Annotated in this window: 20 protein-coding genes; 10 read left to right on the top strand and 10 right to left on the bottom strand. The window is 70.8% G+C overall.

Features of this window, described 5'->3' with window-relative positions; all coding sequences use genetic code 11:
- Nucleotides 1-7 precede the first annotated feature (7 nt).
- From ACFYS8_RS00610 to ACFYS8_RS00590, 5 genes are all read left to right on the top strand, one after another.
- Nucleotides 8-697 carry a pentapeptide repeat-containing protein gene (locus tag ACFYS8_RS00610; protein WP_387633836.1) on the top strand — a complete coding sequence of 230 codons (690 nt, stop codon included), beginning with the start codon at nt 8-10 and terminating at the stop codon, nt 695-697.
- A gap of 22 nt (nt 698-719) precedes the next feature.
- Nucleotides 720-1,436 (top strand): hypothetical protein, encoded by a 717-nt coding sequence (locus tag ACFYS8_RS00605; RefSeq protein WP_387633834.1) that lies wholly within the window; start codon nt 720-722, stop codon nt 1,434-1,436.
- A 1,721-nt stretch (nt 1,437-3,157) separates the two neighbouring features.
- Nucleotides 3,158-4,243, top strand: a complete 1,086-nt coding sequence (locus ACFYS8_RS00600; RefSeq protein WP_387633832.1) for a dsDNA nuclease domain-containing protein — start codon at nt 3,158-3,160, stop codon at nt 4,241-4,243.
- Nucleotides 4,233-4,814, top strand: a complete 582-nt coding sequence (locus tag ACFYS8_RS00595) for a hypothetical protein (RefSeq protein ID WP_387633830.1) — start codon at nt 4,233-4,235, stop codon at nt 4,812-4,814. The genes ACFYS8_RS00600 and ACFYS8_RS00595 overlap by 11 nt, the downstream gene beginning before the upstream one ends.
- A complete protein-coding gene (locus ACFYS8_RS00590; protein WP_387633828.1) occupies nt 4,811-6,736 on the top strand; it encodes a hypothetical protein in 1,926 nt (641 codons plus the stop codon). The genes ACFYS8_RS00595 and ACFYS8_RS00590 overlap by 4 nt, the downstream gene beginning before the upstream one ends.
- Before the next feature lie 138 nt (nt 6,737-6,874).
- Here the strand turns inward: ACFYS8_RS00590 and ACFYS8_RS00585 are convergent, their stop codons facing one another.
- From ACFYS8_RS00585 to ACFYS8_RS00575, 3 genes are all read right to left on the bottom strand, one after another.
- On the bottom strand, nt 6,875-8,788 hold the full coding sequence (locus tag ACFYS8_RS00585) for a hypothetical protein (protein ID WP_387633826.1): 1,914 nt from the start codon (nt 8,786-8,788) through the stop codon (nt 6,875-6,877).
- A gap of 839 nt (nt 8,789-9,627) precedes the next feature.
- Nucleotides 9,628-10,584 (bottom strand): 5'-3' exonuclease H3TH domain-containing protein, encoded by a 957-nt coding sequence (locus tag ACFYS8_RS00580; protein WP_387636763.1) that lies wholly within the window; start codon nt 10,582-10,584, stop codon nt 9,628-9,630.
- A 97-nt stretch (nt 10,585-10,681) separates the two neighbouring features.
- Nucleotides 10,682-11,728 carry a cation diffusion facilitator family transporter gene (locus ACFYS8_RS00575; protein ID WP_387633824.1) on the bottom strand — a complete coding sequence of 349 codons (1,047 nt, stop codon included), beginning with the start codon at nt 11,726-11,728 and terminating at the stop codon, nt 10,682-10,684.
- Between the two features lie 179 nt (nt 11,729-11,907).
- Between ACFYS8_RS00575 and chrA the strand changes: the two genes are divergently transcribed.
- On the top strand, nt 11,908-13,110 hold the full coding sequence (gene chrA / locus ACFYS8_RS00570) for a chromate efflux transporter (protein WP_387633822.1): 1,203 nt from the start codon (nt 11,908-11,910) through the stop codon (nt 13,108-13,110).
- A 93-nt stretch (nt 13,111-13,203) separates the two neighbouring features.
- Nucleotides 13,204-13,491 (top strand): hypothetical protein, encoded by a 288-nt coding sequence (locus ACFYS8_RS00565; RefSeq protein WP_387633820.1) that lies wholly within the window; start codon nt 13,204-13,206, stop codon nt 13,489-13,491.
- Nucleotides 13,492-13,508: 17 nt separating this feature from the next.
- Here the strand turns inward: ACFYS8_RS00565 and ACFYS8_RS00560 are convergent, their stop codons facing one another.
- On the bottom strand, nt 13,509-14,243 hold the full coding sequence (locus ACFYS8_RS00560) for a gamma-glutamyl-gamma-aminobutyrate hydrolase family protein (protein ID WP_387633818.1): 735 nt from the start codon (nt 14,241-14,243) through the stop codon (nt 13,509-13,511).
- Between the two features lie 196 nt (nt 14,244-14,439).
- On the opposite strand from ACFYS8_RS00560, the gene ACFYS8_RS00555 reads away from it, so the two are divergent.
- Nucleotides 14,440-15,522, top strand: a complete 1,083-nt coding sequence (locus tag ACFYS8_RS00555) for a DUF2510 domain-containing protein (protein WP_387633816.1) — start codon at nt 14,440-14,442, stop codon at nt 15,520-15,522.
- Between the two features lie 18 nt (nt 15,523-15,540).
- Here the strand turns inward: ACFYS8_RS00555 and ACFYS8_RS00550 are convergent, their stop codons facing one another.
- From ACFYS8_RS00550 to ACFYS8_RS00530, 5 genes are all read right to left on the bottom strand, one after another.
- A complete protein-coding gene (locus tag ACFYS8_RS00550; RefSeq protein WP_387636760.1) occupies nt 15,541-16,692 on the bottom strand; it encodes an RNA polymerase sigma factor in 1,152 nt (383 codons plus the stop codon).
- A 32-nt stretch (nt 16,693-16,724) separates the two neighbouring features.
- Nucleotides 16,725-17,135, bottom strand: coding sequence for a YciI family protein (locus ACFYS8_RS00545; protein ID WP_387633814.1), 411 nt, complete (start codon nt 17,133-17,135; stop codon nt 16,725-16,727).
- Between the two features lie 110 nt (nt 17,136-17,245).
- Nucleotides 17,246-18,466 carry an alanine racemase gene (locus tag ACFYS8_RS00540; protein WP_387633812.1) on the bottom strand — a complete coding sequence of 407 codons (1,221 nt, stop codon included), beginning with the start codon at nt 18,464-18,466 and terminating at the stop codon, nt 17,246-17,248.
- Nucleotides 18,467-19,273: 807 nt separating this feature from the next.
- Nucleotides 19,274-20,308, bottom strand: a complete 1,035-nt coding sequence (locus tag ACFYS8_RS00535; protein ID WP_387633810.1) for an ABC transporter substrate-binding protein — start codon at nt 20,306-20,308, stop codon at nt 19,274-19,276.
- A 93-nt stretch (nt 20,309-20,401) separates the two neighbouring features.
- Nucleotides 20,402-20,710: a hypothetical protein gene (locus ACFYS8_RS00530; RefSeq protein ID WP_387633808.1), complete on the bottom strand. Its 309-nt coding sequence runs from the start codon at nt 20,708-20,710 to the stop codon at nt 20,402-20,404.
- A 142-nt stretch (nt 20,711-20,852) separates the two neighbouring features.
- Here ACFYS8_RS00530 and ACFYS8_RS00525 point away from each other — a divergent pair, with 142 nt between their 5' ends.
- Together ACFYS8_RS00525 and ACFYS8_RS00520 are read left to right on the top strand one after the other, a co-directional pair.
- Nucleotides 20,853-21,587: an SseB family protein gene (locus tag ACFYS8_RS00525; protein ID WP_387633806.1), complete on the top strand. Its 735-nt coding sequence runs from the start codon at nt 20,853-20,855 to the stop codon at nt 21,585-21,587.
- A gap of 155 nt (nt 21,588-21,742) precedes the next feature.
- Nucleotides 21,743-22,096 carry a beta/gamma crystallin domain-containing protein gene (locus ACFYS8_RS00520; RefSeq protein WP_387633804.1) on the top strand — a complete coding sequence of 118 codons (354 nt, stop codon included), beginning with the start codon at nt 21,743-21,745 and terminating at the stop codon, nt 22,094-22,096.
- 56 nt (nt 22,097-22,152) lie between these two features.
- On the opposite strand, the gene ACFYS8_RS00515 is transcribed toward ACFYS8_RS00520, so the two are convergent.
- Nucleotides 22,153-25,272: a phosphocholine-specific phospholipase C gene (locus ACFYS8_RS00515; protein WP_387633802.1), complete on the bottom strand. Its 3,120-nt coding sequence runs from the start codon at nt 25,270-25,272 to the stop codon at nt 22,153-22,155.
- Nucleotides 25,273-25,451: the final 179 nt, after the last annotated feature.

The following is a 25,451-nucleotide window of genomic DNA, read 5'->3' as shown; positions in this document are numbered from 1 at the left end:
CCCACCCGTGGACAGCATCACCTTCGGCCGCGTCACCGTCACCCTGCCCACCCTGGACGAGCCCGGCCTCTACCTGTCCAACGTCGCGTCCCTGGACTCCGCCCGGGGCATCGTCCAGGACTTCCAGTACGGCGACGCCGACCTGCGGGACCTGGACCTGTCCGACACCAGCCTCATCACCGGCCGCGTCAGGGGGCTGCGGGCCGATCGCGTCCAGCTCGACAAGGTCCGCCTGGACTCCGTCGAGTTCGACACCTGCGACCTGGCCACCGCCCGCATCGCCGACAGCAAGCTGTCCCGCGTCGTCTTCCGGAACTGCAAGATCATGGGTGCCGGCCTCACCGGCGTGGCCCTGGACAACGTGCTCTTCGAGAACTGCAAGCTCGACTATGCGAGCTTCGAGCAGGTCCGGGCCACCGGGCCGGTCTCGTTCTCCAAGTGCGCGCTCACCGAAGCCTTGTTCACCGGCTGCGACCTGACCGGAGTGGTCCTGGACGCGTGCACGCTGCGGCTGGCGGAGTTCGGGCGGGGCAAGTACCAGGGCCTGGACCTGCGGGGCAACGACCTGACCTCGCTGCGGGGTGTCGCCCACCTCGCCAAGGTGGTCATCGACCGGTCCCAGCAGGCCGAGCTCGCCGAAGCCCTGATCGCGGAGCTGGATGTGACCTTCGGCGACACCCTGAACCAGCACCGGTGACCCGAACCGGGAGGAGCCCGGATTGAACCTCGCCATCGCCCACACCGACCCCGCCGCCCTCATCGCCCGTTGCGAGACCACCGGGGTCCGCATCGCCGGCAGTGAGCCGGAGTACGAGCCAGGGGCTGTCCTTCCGGCCGGCCCCTGGCAACCCCTGACGGCCGACCTGGCCGCACGGCTCATGCCCAGCGCCCAGACCGCCGACGACACGCTGGTCGAGTTGGTCAAGCTCCCCGACGGTCCGGTGCCCGCGAGCCTGGCGGCCTTGGCCGACCCGCTCGGAGATCCGGACGCCGTTCACCTCGGTCAGGCCGCCAGCCCCGCCAAGGCCCTGACCACCACTCCCAACTACCAGGACGGCCGCCGCATCGGACTGCACGTCGACAACTGGGACCGCCTGGACTACGAGTCCAAGCACACCGGCCGACGGCGCCTGTGCTTCAACCTCGGCCCCGGCACCCGCTACCTCCTGCTCGCCGACCTCGACATCCGCACCATCTGCCGCACCCTCTACGCCGACCCTGCCAGCCGCTACCCCCACACCGACGACCTGCGGGCCTACGTCACCGGCCGGCAGCCGCTGCGCGTCTTCCGCATCCGACTGGCCCCGGGCGAGGGCTACATCGCCCCCACCGAACTGCTGCCCCACGACGGCTCGACCGAGGACCAACCCGAGCCGTCCACGGCAGTGTTCTGGCTCGGCCATTGGCCGCGCGGCATCCTCCCCGCTGTGGTCTGATCTCCGGTAAATGGAAGCGGGTAAGCCGGGGGCATGCCCTTCCTGTACGGGCCGCCGGGGCGCCGAGTGCCGCTGCATAGGTTGGCCGCTTTGCGGCGTAGGTGACTCCGTCGAACGCGAACGCCCCACTGCGCGAGATCGGCATGGCGATGGGCACGGTGACGTCGGTCGTGGAGTCGACCACTCCGAAGCCCATCGCCGGGCGGAACGACGAGGCTGTCGACGTTGCAGTGCGGCGAACCGTTCCGATTTCGAAGCCCCAGAGAGTGTCGGCCGTCGGATCGTCGGCCGGGATCTCTCCGATCAGTGCGAGGCCGCTGGTTCCACTGCAGGTGATGGAGCCTCCGAACCCGCGAGCGAGCAGGATGGCGAGCGCGCCCGGATAGCGACTGGCACCAGGGCCGGTCGCGCTGAGGCTCAGCCACCCCGGTGCGACCGGGTGGATTCCTGCGACGACCGCAAGGCTCAGATCGGAGATGACTGCCGGCCAGCATGGACAGGGGTCGGCTGCGTGGCAGTCTCCGCCTGCTCCAGCCCCGGCCTGGATGACGACGTCTCCTGAGTAGACGGCGCGCAGCTGGGCAAGGGCGCTCGTGGTGCATTCGGAGCGCTTACGAGTCGAACTGGGTTGGCTGGCGCTCATGACAACCACCCGGTCCGGCTGCCAGTCACCAACGAACCGGATCAGGTTCATCACCGCGCGCGGATGGCAGCTGGGTGCCAGCAGGTCTGCGACGACGACCACCCGATCGCCAACGGTCGGTGGCACGTAGCCAGGGCGCGAGCGGAGCAGTTGCGCGAGCGGCGCGTCGGCGTGAGCAGCACGAGGTTCACGGGTCATCACAGGGGCGGCATCCCAGGGAGTCGATGGGGATCGGTTCCGTTGCTCCGCAGCAGCCGGGAGCAACTTTGATCAGAAGAGCGAGCGGCCCTTTCTAGCCGTGACTCTAGCTACAAAAGCCCAGCTCGGAAACCCCTTGTCTTCACGACTGAGAATTCCCGATAAGCAACGATAAATATCGAGACGTGAGTGGCATGAAAACCGTCCCTTCGTCGCCGCGATTCCATCGAATCTGCAGACCGTGGCACCTGGGCCTGGTGCAGCGTCAACCCGAACGCCCTCGACGAGATCTACGACATTTTGCGCTGACGCCCGCCGTCTGCCGGTCAGGGCTTCAATTGTCGACGATCCGCTCCGCTGCCGAGGACACCAGCGCGGAGTCGGTGTCAAGCAAGTGGAGCAGGAATCGGTGCGCCTTGAGATGAATCTCCGCAAGAGCTTGTCGGCGAACATCTTCTTGGAGACTTGACCGACCTGGTGGCCACCTCGTCGGCACAACTCGACGATCCCGGTCTTGAACTCTGGAGCGAACGAGAGGCGAGGGTGTGGCGTCTTCCCCGTGCTCTCCATCATGGACATTATCCCTCCGGGGTCGAAGCCCATGGATTAGGGGTGTTCGTCAAAGCAGATCAAGCCCAAGGCCTTCCAGCGACAGGACCGGTGGTGGCTCCTCCGAGCCAGACTGACCTGTGCATGAGGAGGCAGGCACTTGTGAAGGATTGGCAACGGGTACCCGTCACAACCGTTGCCACGTTCTGTCGCCCGATGGTCTACTTGGCCGATCCTCAACGGATCATCTAAGGGGTGGTGTTGGTGCGTCGTTGGCCAACGCAGTCAATGGCTGTCTCGATGTGGCCTCCTGCAGCAGGGCGGAGTACGGGTGTCTTCGGCGCCAGCTGACGGCGGGCGCCGAAGCCGGCGCGGCTTCGCGTACCAGGACGCGGTTACCCTCCTCGACTGCCTCGACATGCATGAAGGCATGTGGACGCAGATCTCCTGGGAGGATAAGGAGGATATCGTCTGCGTCGACGGTGACGCACCGGTCTACCGTCAGGTGAAGACCATCGAAGAGGCCGGCAAACGCCACAGCGTCGCTGGCGTGTGCATGCCTCAGCTGAAGAAGAACCCCGAAAGCAGCTACTTGGGAAAGCTGTTCCTCGGCAAACCCCTCTCTGACAACGCCCGCTTCACCTTCATCGTCAACGAGAGCCCGCACGCCGACTTCCACGTGTTCGTCACCGAACGCGGCAAGCCCCGGGGTCCTGTCCCGCCGGAGACCCGAGAGGACATCGTCAAGCGGCTCCGTGGCGTCGTCCTGCCGAACGAGCGCGACATCGGCTGGTGCGTTGACCGCCTTGAGGTCCTGGTCGAGGGCAGGACCATCGAGGAGGTGGAAGACCGTGCGATACGGAGACTCGGTCCGATCGTGGGCAGTCACCTCGGACAGGCGCCGCTGACCACCGAGGTCGAGGACATCATGGTGTGGCTGGGAGTACGCATCGCCCGCGATGCGATGGCCCCTCAATCGTGTGCCGTGTCGGCAGCAGACTTCCGCGACATGCTCCTGTGGGCCATTACGAAGTCCACAGGTCGACGACAGGACGGAACCACCGCCCCGTTGATGAAGCTCGCGGACAAGCTCGCGGTTGCCGGGGTTTCGGCGGAGGAAGCGGAGGTGCACAAGGAAAGCGTCCTCAGGTACAACAAGGCCCGGCGGGATAGCGTTGGTTCGGCGCGTGAGCAGATGGACGATTTCGCTGACGAGGTATTCGCGATCTGCACTCGCGTTATGGCCGAGCGCCGAACCGGTCGAATCCCGGCAGGATCGGAGGCGTACCGCGAGACCCTCTCCAGGGTCGAGAACCTCCCAGCGGTAAGCAGCGGGGCCGTGACCCTGCCCCGAGCCCACGCGGTCCTCGCGGACATCACCGCCCGTTGCCAGAACCGGTACGCCGATGCCTCCTAGCATCGGCAGGAGCGCCATCCCGCCGCTCCACCGGCCTTGGGACCCGGACGACTCGCCCGACTTCCACGCCTCCCGGCTGCTCCTCCTGCTCGCCGAGTGCGGTAGCCAGCCCGGACCGCACATCGCCGGCCGCACCAAGCTTGCCAAGCTTGACTTCTTCCTCCGCTACCCCGTCTTCCTGGAACGCGCACACCGAGCACTCGCGGACGAGGTCCACCACGAAACGGCTTTCCGCGCGTCCATGCCGGAGGAGGTCGAGGCACCGATGATCCGTTACCGCTTCGGCCCCTGGGATCCCCGCTACCGGCAGTTCCTGGCGTTCCTCGCAGCCCGCGAACTCATCACCGTCACCACGAGCCACAAACCGGAACGGGTCCGCCTGACGGCCAAGGGGAAGCAGGCCGCCGCCACCTTGGCGGCGATGGAGGAGTTCCGCCCCATAGTCACGCGTTGCCACGCGATGCGCGGCAACCTCTCCGACTGGTCCGGCACCGACTTGAAGGACCTCGTCTACCGGCTCTTCCCCGCCGAGGTCGCAGAACTCGCCTACCACCAGGAGATCAGGCCATGACCGAGCCCACGGCACCCTCCCGGCCCGGCCTCCAGGTCAATGCCGTCACCCTGGTCCACACCTCGGGCGAGATCGACAGGTACGACTTCAACACGGTCGGCCTGAACATCATCCAGGGCGTCAGGAACAGCTCGAAGACCACCACGCTCAGGGCCATCGACTACTGCCTCGGCGACCCGGACAGCCCCGCCGACGCCCTGAAGGCGGCGGTCGCCGACGAGTACGTAGAGATCATCACCGAGCTGACGGTCAACGGGAATCCGACCGAGATCCGCCGGAACCTGCAGTACGGACACCGGGGCAAGGTCACGGTGAACGGCAACGAATTCCCCGTCGCCGAGTTCTCCGACCGGATCCTGCACGTACTCGGCTGGCCCAGGATCAACGTCCCCAAGGGCATCCGTGCCGCGACCGCCACCGAGCTCGTACCCCTCAGCTTCCGCAGCGTGCTGCGCCACATCCATCGCAACGAGGACTCCTGGATCCGGTTCGCGGACAAGGAGCACGAGTACCTCCGGCGAGCGGTCATCAGCTATCTCCTCGGGTTCGCCCCCACGCGCTACGACAACAACGACTTCGCCCTCGCGGCAGCAGAGCGCAACCTCCTCCAAGCACAAGCGGCAGAGCGGGAAGTCCACGACAGCACGGACCGGGCCGTCGCCGCGGTGTGCGAGAACCTGCAGATCCCCATCGCCCGGACCCAGCACCAGATCGACTCCGTCCGGGCCGACCTCAGAGCCGAACTCGACTCCGTCCACGAGCAGCGCCGCCGTCTCACCGGCGAGATCGAACTCCTCCTGGCCCCCGGCCGCCCCGAGGGCACGACACCGGGCTACGACGCCACGCTCTCCAGCCAGTACGAGCGGGCGACCCAGGAACTCGCCCAGACAGCCGAGAGGATCGCCGACCTCGAACAGGTCCTTGCGGCTCACGTCCAGTCCCAGAACACCGTCAAGGCCGAGATCTCTCGCATGGACCGGCTGATCGCCTCGGTGGACGTCTTCGGCAGCCTGCCGGTACGGCTCTGCCCCGCTTGCGAACAGAAGATCGACATCCACCGGGACCACCCGGAGGGAACGTGTTACGTCTGCACGCAGCCCGTGACCGACGACCAGCGCCGGCGCCGCGGGGAACTGGAACAGCGGTCACTGACCGCCGAGGACGAAGACCTCGAAGAGGCCATCACCCGCACCCGCCGGGACCTCGGACAAGCCAGGACGGATCGTCAGCAGGCCCAGGACCACCACCACGAACTCGCAGCACGGCTGAACACCGAGCGTGCCGCCCGTCTCGCACCGTTCGTGACGACACTCGAAGAGATGGCGGCCCGAATCGCCCGACTGCAGCAGAAGCTCACGGCGCTGCCCGCCGTGGACGAGATGATCGCCCGCAAGGCCGCCGCCACCGAAGCGACCGCGGCGGCAGCCCGACGCCTTGAGTACCACCAGCGTCAGGCTGATGACGCACCCCGTCCCGGCAAGACGCCGATCGACCGCTGCGCCCTGTTCGCCGAGAGGATGAACGAGTTCCTCGACCGTCACCGCGCCGACGTGTGGGTGGACGGCAACGTGGCGATCAGCGCCGACGACCTGACCTTCTACGTGGGCACTCGGCCCTGGCACCAAGCCCTCGGGGCAGAAGCCACGGTGCTCTTCTTCCTCGCCTACAGCAGAGCTCTGCTCTTCCTCGCCAAGGACATGGACGGTGACTGCCCGTATCCCGGACTGCTGATGCTGGACAACCCGTTCCAGCAGGGCATTGCCAACGAGGTTGTTCACGCCGTCCTGCGGGACATCGCGAAAGCTGCCGAGGAGACAGGCGCCCAGGTCATCTCCACCCAGGCGGTCCCAGTGCCCGGGGCTATGAAAACGATCAATCAGATCCGAATGCGAACCGCGTACATCGGAGAGTCCCCCCGCTGACTCTGATCCCTGGCTCAACCACCTCGGTGTTCTCGAACTCGGTGTCAGCCAGGGCAGGGCGGCGGGAGACCGTCAGCGCTGGCGTACCGCGTTTCTGGGCGAACACGGCACGCTCGGCTGCAGCAGAGCTGGACGGTCTTACAAGCGCAGTTCGGCCGGCCCCATGATCAGGATTTCGATCCCTTTCTCTTCGGACCGGGCCTCGGCCAGCGATCGGGCATCATCGGGGATGGGGGTGGTCGCTGCCATGACGTAGATGTCGGCGTTGAGCCCGGCGGCGATGTGGAGGTCCTTCTCGATCTGTCCAGGTTCGGTGAACGAGGCACCGGATGCTTTGACCTCGCCTGTGATGACCTTGCCGTCCGCGATGCCGAACAGATCGGCCTCCGACTTCCTGGACTGTCCGGGAAACCACAGATCGAGGCCCGGCAGGAACCAGCTGCGCTCGAACCTCCGGCTCAAAGCCGCGATCGTCAGCAGGTGGGGTAGTACGCCTTGGTCGCTGGCCCGGTCGATGCGGGAGTCGAGTCGGTAGAACAGTGTGGGACCGTGAGCTGAGCCGACGTAGCTGCCGAGGGTGTCACATCCAGGGCACGTGGCCGGGCCTCGCTCCGGCACACGGGAGAGCGGGAGGAAACTGCTGATCCCGCACGCGGCGCACTTGATGGTCAGCCCGCGTTCGACCCAACCGATGCTGGCGAGACGCTCCAACCTGTCGGCAGCATCCGCAGGCGTTCCGTGTCCGATACTGGCCGAGCTCTTGAAGACGCGTTCGCTCCGGCTGCCCCACCGCTCCACGAACTCCCGCTCCGCGTCACTCAGATCCTCCTGCGTGTTCGGCAAGAGCCTTCGCAGGGCCTTCGCCATGTGCTCGGTACGCGGCGTCGTGAGTCTCTGAATGCTCTCCAGGACCCCTGGGGCGCTCAGCACCGACATGGCGGCATCGTCCGTGAGCCCGACTCCCACGGCGCCCTTCTCGGACACCTCATACCGTTCCGTTCGTTCAGCGAGAAGTGCTGCCCCTGCCGAGGCCAAGGTCGGAACGTTCAGTTCCAACCGGCACTCCTGCCGCACGAAGGTCGCCAGCTCGATGGCACCGTTGCGCCAGCGGGCGTTCCTGTCGACAAGCCGGGCCACGGAGTCGGTCTTCGGGAGAGCCGCGAAAGGAGCCCCTTCGAAGCCGATGAGAACGTTGACCGTAGAACTGAACGGAACGGGACTCGTGAAACGCAAGGTGATCTTGTCTTGGATCACTGGGACATCGACATAGCACTGCTCCCCGTACACCCGAGTGAAGGACGACAAGAAAGTCGCATTCCGGCGGTTGAGGTAGGTGAACGGTGCGATGCGCAGGCTCTCGGTTCGCGGGAGATCCTGCTTCAGCACGAGCTTTTCCTCCGCCGGCTTGTGGAGGCCGAGGTAGGCGGCGACTTCGTCCAGTACGGTGAAATCCAGGCTCCGGCTCGTCATGACGACATCCACCGAGAACTCGTCCAAGCGTCGGAGTTGGGAGGCGAGTTGTTCCGGAAATCCCACCCAGTCCTTTAGCTGCGTGGCCGGCAACAAATACATGGGAACTGTTGCGAAGCGCAGTGGACGCAAGGCCCGGACATTCCAGAACGCCAGGCAGTCCGCCAGCTCGCCGTCATCGCTGGTCAGCCAGATTACTGTGGGGCCATTGGCGATCCCGGTAGCCGTGTTCTCGCCGAAGTGCGCCACCGTGCGGTCCAGCAAGGTTTGCTGCCACAGCTGCGCGCGGCCGATCTCGTCAGGTGAACGTGGCCGGCGCACCACAAGGCTCTCCCAGTGGAGAGCCTGCTCGGCTTCATGGCTCAAGTCGCCCGCCGCGGTCGCCTGCCACAGGCTTCCGTTAGCCGAGGCGATCACATGGCCGTTGGTGCCGTCCACTGTTGAAGGCAGCCCCAGAACCGAAGGGTTGCAGGAGAACGCGGTCCACCCCACCTGGTCGATGTGTTCGATCGAAGGCACGAGCTCCAACCCGAGTGATTCGGCCGCCGTCGTTGCCGCTTCAACCGAGGCGTCGACATTCACCGCTCCTTCTGGCCCAGCCAGTTCGGCCACCCGGCGGTGCTCGTCACTGATAGAGCCGTCGGGCCCGACCTCAACAACCACTTCGCACGCCCCGGCCCACCGGCTGCAAGCCTCCCGTACAGCGCGCCGGAATCCTTCCTCGCTTGCCTCTGCAATGAGGTAGACGGCCCGTGCCGGGCGCACTGTAGCCGTGAACAACGCCCCGTAACTTGCTGCTGCACCTGGATTCATGAGCGACACCCTTCCACGGTGCTGCTCGTTTTCGCAGGCCAATGAACAATAGCGCGGTTGCCGACCGAAACTCTGCCGCCTGACGGGCTCGTTCAGAATTCGCAGTGCCTTGCCGGGTTCCCTGGTGTGCTTGGCACCGCTCGGAAGTGGTGCTGCAAGCTCGGCCGCATCTTCCAGGGCCGTTGAGGACCTCCAGGACGAGCCATGTGACACTCGGCGGTAGCCGCGGCCGAAGACCCAATGGGTTGCGATCGCAGTGACTGTGTTGGACGGGGTGCGGTGAGCGCACATGAGGGTCTATCACGCTTCGTAAGCATTGAAGCAGCCCCACGGTCTGCTTCACCTTGCTGATCCGCAGTCAGCCTCCAGCGTCGCCATTTCACATAGAGGCGAGGAGAGATGAGTGACAGCGAGAGCTCATGAGAGGTATATGTGCAGGTCAAGTTCATGGAGTTGGGGTCTGGCCAGATGGCACTTGGAGGCCGGTTCAGAAGTCGTAGTGCAGCTCGAAACCGTTGCGCCCGCTTGCCGCAACTGTCCTGTGGGAGCAGAGGCGCATTCCAGGGCGTACGGGGGAGCTTGCTTGGAGAGGGCCGGTGGCTCCGTTCTCAGCGGGTGGCTGTGAGGGTGTCGAGGAGGCGGGTGAGGGAGGTGCCGAGGCCCCAGCGGGCGCTGAGTTCCTCCAAGGCCATCGGGTCCAGCGGCTCCCTCGGCAGCGCTGGGTCGAAATCGGGGAGGGGGATGTCGGTGGCGACGCGGACGACGGTGGGGGCGACGTCGAGGTAGGCGGCGGCTTCGAGGAGGTTCTTGCGGCGGGCGGGGGTGAGCTTGGAGAGGGGGTCGGCGGCGGCGGTGCGGATGCCGGCGAGGTCGCCGTAGTCGCGGATGAGCTGGGTGGCGGTCTTCTCGCCGATGCCCTTCACCCCCGGGAGGCCGTCGCTGGGGTCGCCGCGGAGGGCGGCCATGTCGGCGTACTCGGGGCCGGTGACGCCGTACTTGTCGAGGAGGGCGGCCTCGGTGATGACCTCGGCGTTGCCGACGCCCTTGACGGGGTAGAGGACCTGGACGCCGCGGGCGTCGTCGACCAGCTGGAAGAGGTCTCTGTCCCCTGTCACGATCAGGACGCGCGCAGGTTGGGAATCTGCAGTCTCCCGGTCGCCGGTGACGATCTCGACCGGGCCGGTGGCGTGAGTGGCCAGGGTGCCGATCACGTCGTCGGCCTCGTAGCCGGGGACGCCGACCCGGGCCAGGCCGATGGCGTCCAGCACCTGCTCGATCACCGGGACCTGTGGGGCGAGGGTGTCCGGCACCTCCTCCTCGCCGGCGGTCGCGGCCTCCGCCACCCGGTGGGTCTTGTAGGTGGGGATCAGATCGACCCGCCACTGCGGGCGCCAGTCGGCGTCCATGCAGGCCACCAGGTGGTCCGGCCGGTGGTCCTGGACCAGGCGGGCGATGAAGTCCAGCAGCCCGCGCACCGCGTTCACCGGCTCGCCCTGCGGCGAGCGCAGCGAATCCGGCACGCCGAAGTAGGCGCGGAAGTAGAGGCTGGCGGTGTCGAGCAGCATCAGGCGCGGTGCGGTGGGTGCGGTCACCCCCCGATCATGCCGCATGCCGGTGACAGCCGGGCCCTGCCGAGAGGTCCGGGCCGGCACTCGCACGGCCTCAGTGCGGGTGCGGGCCGGCGCGGTGCACCGGCCCGTGCGCGTCCGCGCAGTGCTCGCGGGCCTCCTCCTCGGCGGCCGCCGCCGAGGAGCTGGACGAGATCTGCAGCAGCCCGTCCGCGCCGCTCTCGCCGACGTGGTCGACCTGGAGGGTGGCGTGGGTGATCCGGTACTCCTCGCGCAGCCGCCGCTGCAACTCGTGCTGCACGGCGTGGCAGTCGCCGCCCGGGGTGACCAGGATGTGCGCCGACAGCGCGGGCTGGTTGGAGGTGATCTCCCAGATGTGCAGGTCGTGGATCTCCTCCACCTGCGCGGTGGCCACCAGCCGGTCCGCCACCTGGTCCGGGTCGATCCCGGCGGGCGCCGCCTCCAGGAAGATCCGCGCCGAGTCCCGCACCAGCCCGATGCCGGCCCGCAGCATCAGTGCCACCACCACCAGCGAGGCGATCGCGTCCGCCCGGACGAACCCGGTGAGCAGCACCACCGCACCCGCCACCGCCGTCGCGATGAACGCGTACAGGTCGGTCAGGACGTGCTGGAACGCGCCTTCCACGTTCAGCGAGGACCGGTTCGCCTTCGACATGCACCAGGTCGCCGCGATGTTCACCACCACGCCCACCAGCGCCGTCACCAGCACCAGCGACCCCGTCACCGCCGGCGGCGCGATCAGCCGGGCGACCGCCTCGTAGCCCAGCCACGCCGACAGCACCAGCAGCGTCACCCCGTTCGCCTGCGCGGACAGGATCTCCGCCCGCTTCAGCCCGTACGTGTAGCCGCCGCGCGCCGGACGCGCCGCCAGCCGCATCGCCACCAGCGCGAGCGCGATCGACGCGGCGTCGGTCAGCATGTGCGCCGCGTCCGAGATCAGCGCCAGCGACTGCGCGGCGAAGCCGACCACCACCTCGCCGGCCATGAACACCACCAGCAGGATCAGCGCGCTCCACAGCCAGCGCCGGTCCGCGTCCGCCGAGACGGCGTGGCTGTGGCTGTGTCCGCCGTGGCCGTGGTCGTCCTGGTGGTCGTCGTGGTCGTGCCCGTGGTTGGCCATCGAGGTCCCTCCGCTCCGGTGTCCGCACCGGAAGTGAACCCCAAACCGGAGGAAGATCCAAAGGCTGCACTGGTGACCGTTGTCGTTCCCTTGTAGGCCATTCGGGTCAGGTAGGGTGCGGCCCGCATCCGCGCAGGTCGCGCGGGTGTTCGGGCCGTTGAACGGGAGATGGGGGAGCGATGACGGAGCAGGTGCCGCTGACGGTGATCGCCAAGGAGTGGGGCCGGATCGGCGCCCTCGGATTCGGCGGGCCGCCCGCGCACATCCTGCTGCTGCGCCGGCTCTGCGTGGAGCAGCGCGGCTGGCTCGCGGCGAGCGAGTTCGAGGACGGTATCGCCGCCACCAACCTGCTGCCTGGCCCCGCCTCCACCCAGCTGGCGATCTTCACCGCCTGGCGGGTGCGCGGCACGGCCGGTGCGCTGGTCGGCGGCGCGGCGTTCATCCTGCCCGGACTGGCGCTGATCCTGCTGCTGGCCGCACTGTTCCTGGCCGGCAACCCGCCGCGCTGGGTGCTCGGCGCCGCCGCCGGGGCCGGCGCGGCGGTCGCCGCCGTCGCCGCGCAGGCCGCGACCGCGCTCGTCCCGGCCAGCCTGCAACGCTCCGGCGGCGGCCCCGCCCGGATCCGCTGGGCCTGCTACCTGCTGCTCGGCGCCGCGGCCGCGATCCTTACCGGCCCCTGGCTGGTGCTGGTCCTGCTGGCCACCGGCGCCGCCGAGATCGCCTTCCGGCGCGGCGCCCGCCGAACCAGCCGAACGGGTGACACCGCCGCCCCCGCGACGCGCCGACCGGAGGGTGAAACCCCGCCGCGCGCGGCGCTCCCGCTGCTGGTCCCCGGCCTGGCCGCGACCGGCGGACTCGGCGCGCTCGCCTGGGTCGCCTTCAAGGTCGGCGCGCTCTCCTACGGCGGCGGCTTCGTGATCATCCCGCTGATGCAGCAGGACGCCGTGCACCGCTACCACTGGATGACCGACGGCCAGTTCCTGAACGCCGTCGCCCTCGGCCAGATCACCCCCGGCCCGGTCGTCCAGACCGTCGCCGTGGTCGGCTACGCCGCCGCGGGCATCCTCGGCGGACTGCTCGCCGCATTCGTGGCCTTCGCCCCGTCCTTCGCGCTCGTCCTGCTCGGCGCCGCCCACTTCGACCGCCTGCGCGCCAACACCGCCGTCCAGGACTTCCTCACCGGCGCCGGCCCCGCCGTCATCGGCGCGATCGCCGGCTCCGCACTCCCGCTGGCCCTCGCCCTGCACCACCTCTGGCAGTACGCGATCCTCGCCCTCGCCGCCATCTGGCTGCTCGCCCTCCGCCGCGGCGTCGTCCCCTGCCTCCTGGCCGCCGGCGCCCTCGGCACCCTCGCCACCCTGTCCGGCCTCCCGCTTCCGTAGCCGGGTTCCGTGGCGTGTTGCACGGCGGAAGGGCGCCACAGGTGCGTACCGTGACGGCCGGATGACGGAACGTCGACGAAGGAGTGCCCCCGAATGGCCGCCACGACTCGCAAACTCGCCCTCGCCGTGCTCGCCGCCCTGCCGCTGGCCACCCTGGCCTGGGCGGCGCCGGCCACCGCCCGCCCCGCAAGCATGTGCGGCGACGCCGTCGCGCAGACCCGGCAGGACCTGGCGAATGCCGGCGCCCCCACCGACGACACCGGCTGGCAGGACGTCCGCGACGACGCCCAGCAGTTCATCGACGACCACCCCTGGAACGGCGGCGCCACCGAGGCGCTCAAGCGCGACATCAACGAGCTGAACAGCTACTGCGCGCCCTGACCCGGCGGGTGCCGGTGTCAGACGGCCGGGACGCGGACGGGTGCGCGGAGGAGGCGGGTGGCGTGGACGAGGGCGCGGGCGACGCGGAGGTCCTCGCCCTGTTCGGGGTGCCACTGGACGCCGAGGGTGAAGCCGGCGCCCTCGACGGCCTCGATGGTGCCGTCGGCGGCGTGCGCGCAGACGGTGAGGCCCTTGCCGAGGCGGGCGACGGCCTGGTGGTGGTAGGTGGGGACGGTGACGGAGGGTTCGGGGAGCAGGTCGGCGAGCAGGGTGCCGGGGACGGGGTGGACCGCGTGGCGGCCGTACTCGGTCGGCGCGCCGAGGTGGCTGAGACCGTCGCCGACGACGTCCGGCAGGTGCTGGATCAGTGAGCCGCCGCAGACCACGTTGAGCAGTTGCATGCCCCGGCAGATGCCCAGCAGCGGGGTGCCGGAGGCGAGCGCGGCGCGGATCAGCGCGGCTTCCCAGAGGTCGCGTTCGGGGGCGTTGGCGACCGTCAACGGGTGGGCGGGTTCGCCGTAGAGGGCGGGGGCGACGTCCTCGCCGCCCGCGATCACCAGGCCGTCGAGGCGGGCCACCGCGTCCGCGGCGTGTTCGGGTGCGTCGGGCGGCAGCATGACGGCGATCCCGCCGACCTCCTGGACGAGGGCCGGGTAGCGCTCGGGGAGCAGCACCGACCGCATGGCGTCCCACCGCCCCCATCCGGCGTTGGTGAGGAAGGTGCTGATGCCGATCACGGGGCGAGAGGTCATGGCGCGGATTCTGTCGCCCGGCCGCGCCCCCGGTAGTGCGACGCACCCACCGGTGTGCCCCCGCACGCCCCGGCCGGCGTATCCGGACCACCCGAACGGCGGTTGTGCGCGATTCTCACCCGAATCTCATCGCCGGAGCCCGATTCCGGCCGCCCGCTGATTTCCCGCTTATCCGGGGCCGCTTAGGGTCATGGGTGTGACCGAGCAGCAGATTCCGGCCGGGTGGTACCCGGACCCCGTCGACACCGACAGCGACCCCCGCCCCGAGCGCTGGTGGGACGGCAAGGGCTGGACCGCCAGCACCCGCCCGGCCTCGGCAGCCCCCGCCGACACGCCCGCCGAGGCCCCGGCCGGAGGGCCGACCGGCGCCGAGGACACCACCGTCCTGGAGGGCACCGTGCTGGACGCCTCCGGGCAGGCCGTCCACTACCCGCCGCTGCCGCCGTACGCCGAGCAGCCGCCGGCCAAGCCGCGCCGCCGCGCGTCCAAGCCGGTGCTGATCGCGGCCTCGGTGGCCGCGCTGCTCGGCCTGGCGGTGGGCTCCGGCGTCACCTACCTGGCGATGGACGGGCACTCGAACAAGTCCGCGTCCGCCGAACGGTCGCGGAACGGCCAGCTCCGCGGCGACGGCCAGGACGACGGGCAGAAGGGCGGCGACGGCCTGCCCGGCCAGGGCAATGGGAACGGCCAGGGCAATGGGAACGGCCAGGGCAACGGGAACGGCCAGGGCAACGGGGACGGCAAGGGCGGCAAGGGCAAGGGCGGCGGCGCGAACGCGAACCTCGCCATCGACCTGATCAACGGTGTCTCGCTGCCGATCCCCAGCGGCTGGAAGGGCGGCACCACCAAGGACGGCTTCGCCAGCGCGTACGTAGGCGAGTACACCTGCGTCGACGGTTCGAACACCTGCACGCTGGGCGGCGTCAACACCAGCAAGATCACCGGCACCGACGCCAAGCAGGCCGCGCAGCAGGACATCGAGGCCGCCGCCAAGGAGTCCTACCCCGACATCACCGGCCACAAGGAGCTGAAGAGCGAAGCGGTCACGGTGGCCGGCCGCTCCGGCTACCTGGTGCGCTGGCAGGTGGACGTGTCCAAGGGCAACGGCGGCTACGTGGAGACGGTGGTCTTCCCGACCGCCGACGGCAAGGCGCTGACCGGCGTCCGGATGGGCTTCGACATCGCCGACAAGGCGCCCGGCCTCGACCAGATGGACTCCATCGTCAAGGGCATCGCCGCCTTCCAGGGCGGCGGCCCGGTCACCGGCACCGCCGCCTGACCACCGTGGCCGCGCGGCTCAACTCCCCTCACGCAACAGGGTGTTGAGCCGCGAGGCCTGCCGCACCAGGTGGTCCCGCTCGGCCACCGCCCCGGCCTTCGCCGCAGCCTCCGTGTACAGCCGGGCCGCCGTCCGCAGATCGCCGGAACGCTCGTGCAGGTACGCGGACGCGGCGGTGTACCGGGGCAGCGTGTCGTCCAGCGCGGCGAGCGCCGCCAGGCCCGCCCGCGGGCCGTCCGCCTCGCCGACGGCGACGGCCCGGTTGAGCCGCACCACCGGGCTGTCCGTCAGCGCGGCCAGCTCGTCGTACCACTCCACGATCTGCACCCAGTCCGTCTCCTCGGCCCTCGGCGCGTCCGCGTGCAGCGCCGCGATCGCCGCCTGCGCCTGGAACTCGCCCAGCCGGTCGCGGGACAGCGCCAGCTGCAGGATCGCCACCCCCTCGGCGATCAGCCCGGTGTCCCAGCGGCTGCGGTCCTGCTCGGCCAGCGGGACGAGACTGCCGTCCGGCGCGGTGCGCCCGGCCCGGCGGGCGTGGTGCAGCAGCATCAGCGCCAGCAGGCCGGACACCTCCGGGTGATCGATCCGGGCGGCCAGCTGCCGGGTCAGCCGTATCGCCTCCGCCGCCAGGTCCACGTCCCCCGAGTAGCCCTCGTTGAACACCAGGTACAGCACCCGCAGCACCGTCGCCAGATCGCCCGGCCGGTCCAGCCGCGCCCCGCTCACCGTCCGCTTGGCGCGGCTGATCCGCTGCGCCATCGTCGCCTCCGGCACCAGATACGCCTGCGCGATCTGCCGCGTGGTCAGCCCGCCGACCGCGCGCAGCGTCAGCGCCACCGCCGAGGCCGGCGTCAACGACGGGTGCGCGCACAGGAAGTACAGCCGCAGCGTGTCGTCGACGTCCGGCACCGGGCCGGGCTCCGGCTGCTCGTCCACCAGGTCCTCACGGCGGCGGCGCGAGGCGTCGGACCGGGCCGCGTCCAGGAAACGCCGCCAGCCGACGGTGATCAGCCAGCCCTTCGGGTCGCGCGGCGGATCGTCCGGCCAGGTCCGCACCGCCTCCAGCAGCGCCTCCTGGACGGCGTCCTCCGCCGCCGCGAAATCCGCGCCCCGGCGGACCAGGACGGCCAGCACCTCGGGGTAGAGGACGCGCAGCCGCGCCTCGTCCATCACACTCACCCGGCCGTCCTGTTCGCGCACGTTCACTCGGTGACGGTGTCCGGGTACTCGGTCAGGAACGGGCGCAGCTCCAGCCACTCGTGGATCGGCTCGCCGTTCGCGCCCGGCGCCGCGGACAGCTCGGCGGCCACCTCGAGCGCCCGCTCGTAGGAGTCCACGTCGATCGCCATCCAGCCGGCGATCAGGTCCTTGGTCTCCGCGAACGGCCCGTCGGTGACCGGCGGACGGCCCTCGCCGTCGGACCGCACCCAGGTGCCGCGCGGGGCGAGCGCCTGCGCGTCCACGAACTCGCCGCTGGCCCGCAGCTTGTCCGCGAGGTCGTTCATGTACTGGATGTGCGCGGAGACCTCGGCGGGCGTCCACTCGTCCATCGGCACGCAGTTCACGGCCTGCGGGTTGCCCCGGTAGTGCTTCAGCAGCAGGTACTTCGCCATCGTTCTCACTCCTCGGTGGTGACGCGACCCATTGTGGTCGCCTTCACCCCGGGGACGGAGCCGCGACGAGGTTCTCGACACGGCCCCCGAAGATTTTTCCGCCGGCTTCTCTACAGGAACGCATGGCCCTCGCCGCGGTACGTCGGCACCGTCTCCACCACCGCGTCGCCCTCGACCAGGTGCAACTGCGCGAAGCGCTCGCACAGCTCGCCGGCCTTCGCGTGCCGGAACCACACCCGGTCGCCGATCAGCAGGTCGTCCGCCGCCGAACCCAGCAGCGGCGTCTGCACCTCGCCCGCACCCTCCTGCGGGTCGTAGCGCAGACCGGCCGGCAGGTACGGGACGGGGGAACGGTCCGCCCCCGCCGGGCCGGACGCCGGGTAGCCGCCGCCGAGCACCGTCACCACACCCACCCCCGGCCGGCGCACCACCGGCTGCGCGAACAGCGCCGCCGGACGGCCCCGGAACGACCGGTAGTTGTCGAACAGCCGGGGCACGAACAGACCCGACCCCGCCGCCACCTCCGTCACCGCGCGCTCCGCCACCGTGGACTCCACGCTGCCGGTACCACCACCGTTGACGAACTCCAGATCCGCGACCTGCCGCACCCGCCGCACCACCTCGGCCCGGCGCCGCGCCAGCTCCGTCCGCGCCCTGGACTGCATCAGCCGGATCGCCGCCGAACGCACCGCCCGGCCCGGCACCGCGTCCCCGACACCCGCCACATGGCCCTCGTACGCCATCAGCCCGACCACCTCGAAGCCGCGCCGCGCGTTCACCAACTCGGCCAGCCGGCCCAGCTGTTCGGGCGTCCGCAGCGGCGAACGCCGGGCGCCGACCCGGACCCGGCCGCCCAGCAGGTGCAGCGAGGTGTCCAGCTCCAGGCAGACCCGCACCGTCGCCGAACCCTCCCGGGCCGCGTCGATCAGCTCCAACTGCGCCACGTCGTCCACCAGTACGGTGACCTGCCGCGCCAGCTCCGGATCCGCCGTCAACCGCCCGAACCCGGCCCGGTCCGCCGACGGGTACGCCAGCAGCACGTCCGAGAACCCGCTGCGCACCAGCCACAACGACTCCGCCAGCGTGAAACTCATGACCCCCGCGAAGCCGTCCCGCGCCAACACCCGCTCCAGCAACGCCCGGCACCGCACCGACTTCGACGCCACCCGGATCGGCTTCCCCGCCGCCCGCCGCACCAGATCCGCCGCATTGGCGTCGAACGCCGCCAGATCGACGATCGCCAGCGGCGCGTCCAGGTGCGCGGTCGCCCGGTCGTACCGGGCACGGTCGGAGACGGCGCCGCGAGTCGCGGTGGTGTCAGCGAGAGCCATGGCCGCAGACTGCCACATCCCCCTACCGGGCGGTAGGTCCTCCGCCCGGGCAATCCATCTCGCAGGCCGCCGCTCGACGGCGACGGGCCCGCTGAGGAACTCCAGCCGGGCCGTGGCCGGACCACATCCGCGTGCGGTCCGGCCCGCTCGATGGAAGGCCATGGCCGACGTCACGCACGCCATCGCCCAGCGAACGACCTGCTGGGGCCGCCCCCGCGCCACCTGCCCGCAGCCACCCGGGCTTCAGCCGGCGTGCAGCACCCCGCATCCGTCCCGGTTCGGCCGGGTCGCGGTCGACGGCTCGGGCCGGTGCCCACGCCCACCGCCACTCGCCGATCCCCGCCACTCGCGAGGCTGTGCCCTCCGCCCACGGCCGCTCGCGTCTCAGCCGGTGTGCAGAACCCGCCATCGCCCGGGCTCGGCCGGGTTGCGGTCGACGGATCGGGCCGGCGCCCACGCCCACTGCCACTCGCCGACCCCGCTACCCGCCGAGGCTGCGCCCCCACCCGCCGCGTCACCTGCCCCGGGCCGCTCGCGTCTCAGCCGGTGTGCAGCACTTGCCATCGCCCTGGCTTGGCCGGGTCGCGGTCGACGGCTCGGGCCGGCGCCCACGCCCACCGCCACTCGCCGACCCCCGCCACTCGCCGAGGCTGCGCCCGCGCCCGCCTGGGCTTCAACCGGTGTGCAGCACTTGCCGCCGCCCTGGCTTGGCCGGGTCGCGGTCGACGGCTCGGGCCGGCGCCCACGCCCACCGCCACTCGCCGACCCCCGCCACTCGTCGAGGCTGCGCCCGCGCCCGCCTGGGCTTCAACCGGTGTGCAGCACTTGCCGCCGCCCTGGCTTGGCCGGATCGCGGTCGGCCACCTGGACCGGCGCCCACGCCCACTGCCACACGCCGATCCCGGGCACCCGCTCGAACCGGATCGGCCCCCGGCTGCCCGTCACGCGCACGCCGGACCAGTCGGCGTTGCCCGAACGCGCCATCGCGGCCAGCACGGTGATGGTGTCCCAACCCTCGAACGCGACGAACGACGGCTCGCCGCCGAGGCGCTCGCGCAGGGCGTCCGCGACTCGCGCACCGGACGGGTCGAGCCGCTCCGGCAGGTAGCGCAGGAACGGGACCCCCGCACCCTCCGCGCCCAACAGCCGGGCCCACTCGGCGAATTCGGGCTGCCCGGCCGGGGCGCCGATCAGCACGTCGGAGAGCCGCCGGTCCCGGCGGACGGCCCGGACGAGCGGGACGGCCGGCTCCGGGAAGCCCGTCAGCAGCAGGACGGCGCTCGCGCCCGACGCGGCCAAGGCATCGGGCATGTCGGCCGGGCCGAGCTCGACCACGCTGCCGCCGTCCGCCGACACGCGCTTGCGCAGGATGCGGGTGCCGGACTCCCAGTACGCGCCGCCCTGGGTCACCACCGCGATCCGCCGGTGCCCGGCGGCCAGCAGGAATTCCGCGTACACCCGCCAGCCGTGCGACTGGGCGGGTGCCAGCCGCGCCACCACGTCCGTCGGGTGGTCGGTCAGGGTGTCCAGCACCGCCGACGAGCAGAGGAACGGGAGCCCGAGCCGGTCCGCCTGCGTCGCGGCCGCGCGGGCCGCCACACTGTGGAACTCGCCTGCCAGCGCGGCGGCTTGGAGTCCGGCCAGCTCGGTCACCGCCGCCGCGGCCCGCTGCGGGTCCGCGGCCGTGTCCCGTACCAGCAGCTCCACTGGCCGCCCGTCCACGCCGCCCGCCGCGTTGATCTCCCGGACGGCCAACTCCATTCCGCCCAGCAGCTGTTGACCCGCCTCGACCCAACCCGGCCGGCTCAAAGGAACCAATACGCCGATCCGCAACCCATCCATGCCCGCACCGCTCCCGCCCGCCCGACGACTCGCCCACACCCGGTGGGCCGATCCGATCATCATGACGGGAGTTGGGGCCTCGCCCGGGAAGGATCAGCGAACGGCGCTCGCCGTGCTGCCGGCCTTCCGGATCTGCTCGCCCAGCTTCGTGGCGGTGGCGACCGCCTCGGAGACCAGCTTGGCCGCCTCCGCGGCCTGCGGATCCGCGGTCAGCCCCGGCAGTGCCTCGGCCTGCTGGCGCAGCAGGTCCGACAGGGCGGTGGCCAGCTTCGCCATCTGCTCCAGCGAATTGGCGGCGTCCGCCGGCCGGTCCCATCCGGTGTGCCCGGCAGCCACGTCCTTCGCTGCTTCGGCCATCGCCTGGGCCGCCGTGCGGACCGCGTACATCGGGTCGTAACCCACGATCTCCCCTTCCACCGGTACCGTCCCGCCCAGCGTGCCGCACCGGCGCCGGGCCCGCGGCGAAATCCGCCGGGCCCACCCGAACGGCGGCGGCCCCCGCACCGCCGACCGCCCGGAGGTAAACGTGGCATACGCTCGACGGGTGGACCGCAAGAACATCCCCAACCCCGGATTCGCCGAGGACGACGGCACTGCCGACCCCGTCCTCGCCGCCGCCCTCGCCGCCTGGCAGCAGGACCCGTCCGCCGAGGGCGAGTTGCTGACCGTGCTGACGCGAAGCCGGCTGATGGTGCCGATCGTCGCCGTGCTGGGGGAGGTGGAGTACGACGAGAACGGGCACAAGCGCGAGAAGACCAGCGACATGGCGGTGCCGGTACTGGAGGCCGCCGACGGCCGGCGCGCGCTGCCCGCGTTCACCTCGATGGAGACCATGGCCAGCTGGCGCGCGGACGCCCGCCCGGCGCCCGTGGCCGCCCCGCAGGCCGCGATGGTCGCGTTCTCCGAGCGCGCCGACATCCTCCTCGTCGATCCGGCCGGCCCCGTCACCTACCAGCTCGGCGGCGCCCGCCTGCGCGCCGTCGCCGAGAACCGCCCCTACCTGCCGCCGCGCACCGACCCCGAGGTGCACCGCGCGCTGCGCGAACTGCTGGCCGCCGAACCCGAGATCGCCGCCGCCCACCTCGCCCCGGCCGCCGAGGCCGACGCCACCCTGGCCCTCGTCCTCGCCGACCCCACCGCCGACCCCCGCCCGCTCGCGACCCGCCTCGCCCAGTCCCTGGCCGCCGACACCACCCTGCGGGTGCGCCTCGACAACGGGCTCCAGCTGGCCTTCCTGCCCCAACAGCTGGACCAGAAACCGTTCTTCACTCGCGACTGACCGGCGCTTCTCACACGAATGGGTGAACTCGCGCAAGGGCGGTTCGCGCCCGGAGTGTTGCTCCGCCGAACGGGGGACGGCCTCGCTACGTTGAGGTCTCCCGGACCGGGCGGCAGCAGGCCGTCCACCGGCCGGCTTCGCACAAAGGGGAATCCGTGTTCTCGAGGACCAAGAGGGTCGTCTGTTCGCTGGCCACGGCGTTCGCGGCGGCGGTCGCGTTCACCATCACCGTGCCGAGCGGCCACGCGTTCGCCATCGACCACATCCAGTGCGTCGGTGGCGAGAACTTCCTGAAGATCTGGTCGCACCTCGACGGCCGGGACAGCGTGGACTGCTACGCCAACGGCGGCACCACCGACTTCGGCGGCTGGTGGGTGGACCGCATCTCCACCGGCAACAACGACCTGATCTACTACGACGTCAACGGGGACTCGGTGCGCATCGACCGCTGGACGGACATCACCTTCCCCAACAACCCGCCGCGGGTCCGGTCCATCCAGATCATCTGAACTGCCGTGCGGCGCCCTGTCGTTGACGCAAGGCCAACGACAGGGCGATAGCCGGCTCAGCCGCTGATCGGGCGGGTGTCCAGGCGGACGTGGTCGACGGCCCAGTACCAGTTGTTGCCCGCGTCGTACATGCGGAACTTCAGCGTGACCGTCCGCGCGCCCGGCGGGACGGCGAACTGCCGGGTGATGAAGGCGTTCTCGGCGTCCTTGCCGGCGTTGTCGTTGCCGGTGGCGTCGCTGCTGTAGCTGAGCAGGCGGGTTTCGGCGCCGGTGTCGAAGACGGCGGTGACGGACGCCTTCTGGGGGGCCTCCTGGCGGTAGTGGGAGTCGAAGGCGAGGTGCAGAGTGCCGGCGTCGGCCGGGATCGGGACGGCGGGGGAGACCAGGGTGGAGTCGAACTTGCCCTTGGCGGACGGGGATCCGGTGTCGTCCCAGTCGTCGGGGTCGGCGACGGCGAGGATGCCGAGGCCCCGGGTGAAGTTGCCGCGGTCCTGCCCGGCGGGGGTGGACCATTCGCGCTTGGTGTGGAAGGTCCACCCCTGGAGCCGGACGGTGCCCTGCGGCATGCCGGGCGCGTTGACCACCGACCAGCCGGCGGGCGCCTTCGCCGTCCAGCCGAGCACCCCGGAGACGGCGGTGAGCTGCGGGGCCAGTGACTCGAAGTCCTCGCCGAGCAGGTACCCGGCCATCGACGGGGCGGTGCGCGCCGCGACCTCGCCGTCGGCGACGGCGTACCGGTCGGCGGCGGTGGCGCGGGCGGTGACCAGCAGCCGGCTGGTGCCGGTCGCGGCGAGCGTCGCGGGCACCGCGATCTCCCACTCGGCCTCAACCGCCGTGCCGGCAGCGACAGTTGAGGGCGGCGCCGTCACCACCGCGGCCGCCGGCCACCCCGCGGGCAGCAACGGCGCGACGTCCAGGCCGGTGAGGTCGGCGGTGGCGGTGAACCGGGCCTTCAGCCGGGCGGGCCGACCGGGCAGCAGCAGCGGCTCGTCGATGGTGGCGGACGCGGAGCCCAGCGTGACATCGACGACCAGCGGGTCGGCGAGGCCGATCGCCGGGTCGGTGAAGCCCACGGCCTGGTTCGGCAGGCGCCCGGCGCGGCGGAACCGGTAGCGGGCGTCGTCCCGGGCGGTGACCACCACGTCGTACCAACCCTCCTTGCCCACCGGCAGGTTGACGACCGCGGACTCGCCCGCGCCGAGCCGCACCTCGCGCTGCCCGCCGCCGTACGCGAGGTCGCCGACCGTCATCACCCGGCTGACGTCGGTGCGGTTGGCGACCTCGACGGCCAGCTGCCACCCGCCGCCGCCGTCCTCGGAGACGGACGCCTCGTACGAGCCGGCCGCGTCACCGCGCAGGTGCCACAGCGCGCCGTTCGGGCCGTGCAGACGCAGGTCGTAGCCGTCCGGGCCGAGCTGCCAGCTGTCGGAGAGCTTGCCCTTGACGTCCACGGTGTAGTGCCGGGGCGCGGTGCCGGGCTCGGGGTAGGCGGCGATCACCGCGCCCTGCCGGCCGGGGTTGGCCAGGTCGAGGGTGAGCACGCCCTTGCGGACCCGCGCCTTGACCTGCAGGTGGTACGGGACGGGCCGGGCGGTGCGGACGGCGCGCGGCTGCTGCGGGAAGTGCTGCGGCTTGGGGACGGTCGGCGCGGGCAGCTTGCCGGTGTCGGTGACCTTCTGCCGGTTGCCGGCGGTGTCGGGCAGCGTGGGCCACGCCGGGTCCTGCCCGGAGAAGTCGAACAGGTTGGTGAGGTCGCCGGTGACCGCGCGCCGCCACGGCGAGATGTTCGGCTCGGCGACGCCGAAGCGCCGCTCCAGCAGCCGGATCACCGAGGTGTGGTCGTACACCGTCGAGTCGACCACGCCGCCGCGGGTCCACGGCGAGACCACCACCATCGGCACCCGCACCCCCAGACCCATCGGGAACGGCCCGGCCACCAGCGTCTCCCCGGCGGGCAGCGCCGCCGACCAGCCGAGGCCGCCGTCCGCGTTCCTGACCCGGTACCGGCCGTCCTGCCCGACCACCCGGTGGTACGTCGAGCCGCCCTTGGCGACCCGCACCACCACCTCGCCGTCCACCGGCACCGTGGACGCGCCGCGTCCGGCGGCCAGCGGCGGGACGGGCGGCAACTGGTGGTCGAAGAAACCGCCGTGCTCGTCGTAGTTGAGGATGAACACGGTCTTCGCCCACACCTCGGGGTTGGCGGCCAGTGCCGCCAGCAGCCGGGCCGTCAGGTGTTCCCCGTTCGGCGGAGCGTAGTTGGCGTGCTCGGACAGCGCGGCGGGCGCGATCAGCCAGGACACCTGCGGCAGCTTGTCGCCCCGCACGTCGGCGGCGAACGCCTCCACCAGGGCGTCGCCCATGGCGAACGGGTCGTCCTTCTTCGCCGGGTCGCCGACCGCCCGCAGGCCGCGCTCGTACAGCGCCGAACCCGGCTTGGCATTGCGGAAGTTGGTGAACCAGGCCAGCGCGTTGTCGTCGAAATTGTCCAGCGCCTGGTACGTCTGCCAGCTGACCCCGGCGCGCTCCAGCCGCTCCGCGTAGGTGGTCCACTCGAACCCGGCGGCGGGCTCGGAGTTGTCGGTCACCGGGGTGTCGCGGACGGTGCCGCCGCTGGTGCCGGTCATCAGGTGTTCGCGGTTGGTGTTGGTGTTGCACTGCACCGAGGCGTAGTACGCGTCGCAGGTGGTGAACACCGAGGCCAGCGCGTGGTAGAAGGGCATGTCGGCGCTCTCGTAGTAGCCCTGGCCGAGCCAGCCGCCCGAGCGCCGGGTCACCGAACCGTCCGCCCGGCCCTCGTTCCAGGCGCTCATCGAGTCGCCGTAGCCGAACGCGGGCGCGCCCTGCTGGTAGGCGCTGGTGTGGGCGGCGTTCATCGGATAGGGCAGCAGATAGCCCTCGGGCCGGGACGGGTCGGGCTGGTGGAAGACCGACCGGCCGTTGACGCCGCGCACCGCCGCGCGGTCGCCGAAGCCGCGCACGCCGGGCAGAGTGCCGAAGTAGTGGTCGAACGCCCGGTTCTCCTGCATGAAGATCACCACGTGCTGGATGTCCTCCAGCCTGCCCGGGCGGGCGGGGGCGGCCAGCGCCTGACGGACACTCAGCGGCAACGCGGACAGCACCGCCGCGGCGGCGGCACCGCCCAGCAGGGTACGGCGCGACAGTTCGGGACTCATCGGGGCTCCTCGGGCACGGTGCCGGGCTTCGCTCCGCCCGGCCGCGACCATTCGTAGGCCGCCCAGGTGGACTGGACCAGTGCGACAGGTGTCCAGTGGATGACGCGCTCCGCAACCTGTACAGACATCTCGCCCGGCAGCGAAACTCCGGGACGCCCCGCACCCTCAACAGGTAATAT

Origin of the sequence: Kitasatospora sp. NPDC004615, assembly GCF_042873545.1 — a bacterium.
GTDB lineage: Bacteria > Actinomycetota > Actinomycetes > Streptomycetales > Streptomycetaceae > Kitasatospora.
This window is presented reverse-complemented; position numbering and strand designations above follow the sequence as displayed.

Coding starts and splice junctions, on each gene's coding strand:
- ACFYS8_RS00540 (WP_387633812.1), bottom strand. CDS start 18,466: ATGGCTCTCGCTGACACCACCGCGACTCGCGGCGCCGTCTCCGACCGT.
- chrA (WP_387633822.1), top strand. CDS start 11,908: ATGACGGAGCAGGTGCCGCTGACGGTGATCGCCAAGGAGTGGGGCCGG.
- ACFYS8_RS00565 (WP_387633820.1), top strand. CDS start 13,204: ATGGCCGCCACGACTCGCAAACTCGCCCTCGCCGTGCTCGCCGCCCTG.
- ACFYS8_RS00595 (WP_387633830.1), top strand. CDS start 4,233: ATGCCTCCTAGCATCGGCAGGAGCGCCATCCCGCCGCTCCACCGGCCT.
- ACFYS8_RS00515 (WP_387633802.1), bottom strand. CDS start 25,272: ATGAGTCCCGAACTGTCGCGCCGTACCCTGCTGGGCGGTGCCGCCGCC.
- ACFYS8_RS00590 (WP_387633828.1), top strand. CDS start 4,811: ATGACCGAGCCCACGGCACCCTCCCGGCCCGGCCTCCAGGTCAATGCC.
- ACFYS8_RS00535 (WP_387633810.1), bottom strand. CDS start 20,308: ATGGATGGGTTGCGGATCGGCGTATTGGTTCCTTTGAGCCGGCCGGGT.
- ACFYS8_RS00550 (WP_387636760.1), bottom strand. CDS start 16,692: ATGGACGAGGCGCGGCTGCGCGTCCTCTACCCCGAGGTGCTGGCCGTC.
- ACFYS8_RS00545 (WP_387633814.1), bottom strand. CDS start 17,135: ATGGCGAAGTACCTGCTGCTGAAGCACTACCGGGGCAACCCGCAGGCC.
- ACFYS8_RS00560 (WP_387633818.1), bottom strand. CDS start 14,243: ATGACCTCTCGCCCCGTGATCGGCATCAGCACCTTCCTCACCAACGCC.
- ACFYS8_RS00580 (WP_387636763.1), bottom strand. CDS start 10,584: ATGCTGCTCGACACCGCCAGCCTCTACTTCCGCGCCTACTTCGGCGTG.
- ACFYS8_RS00575 (WP_387633824.1), bottom strand. CDS start 11,728: ATGGCCAACCACGGGCACGACCACGACGACCACCAGGACGACCACGGC.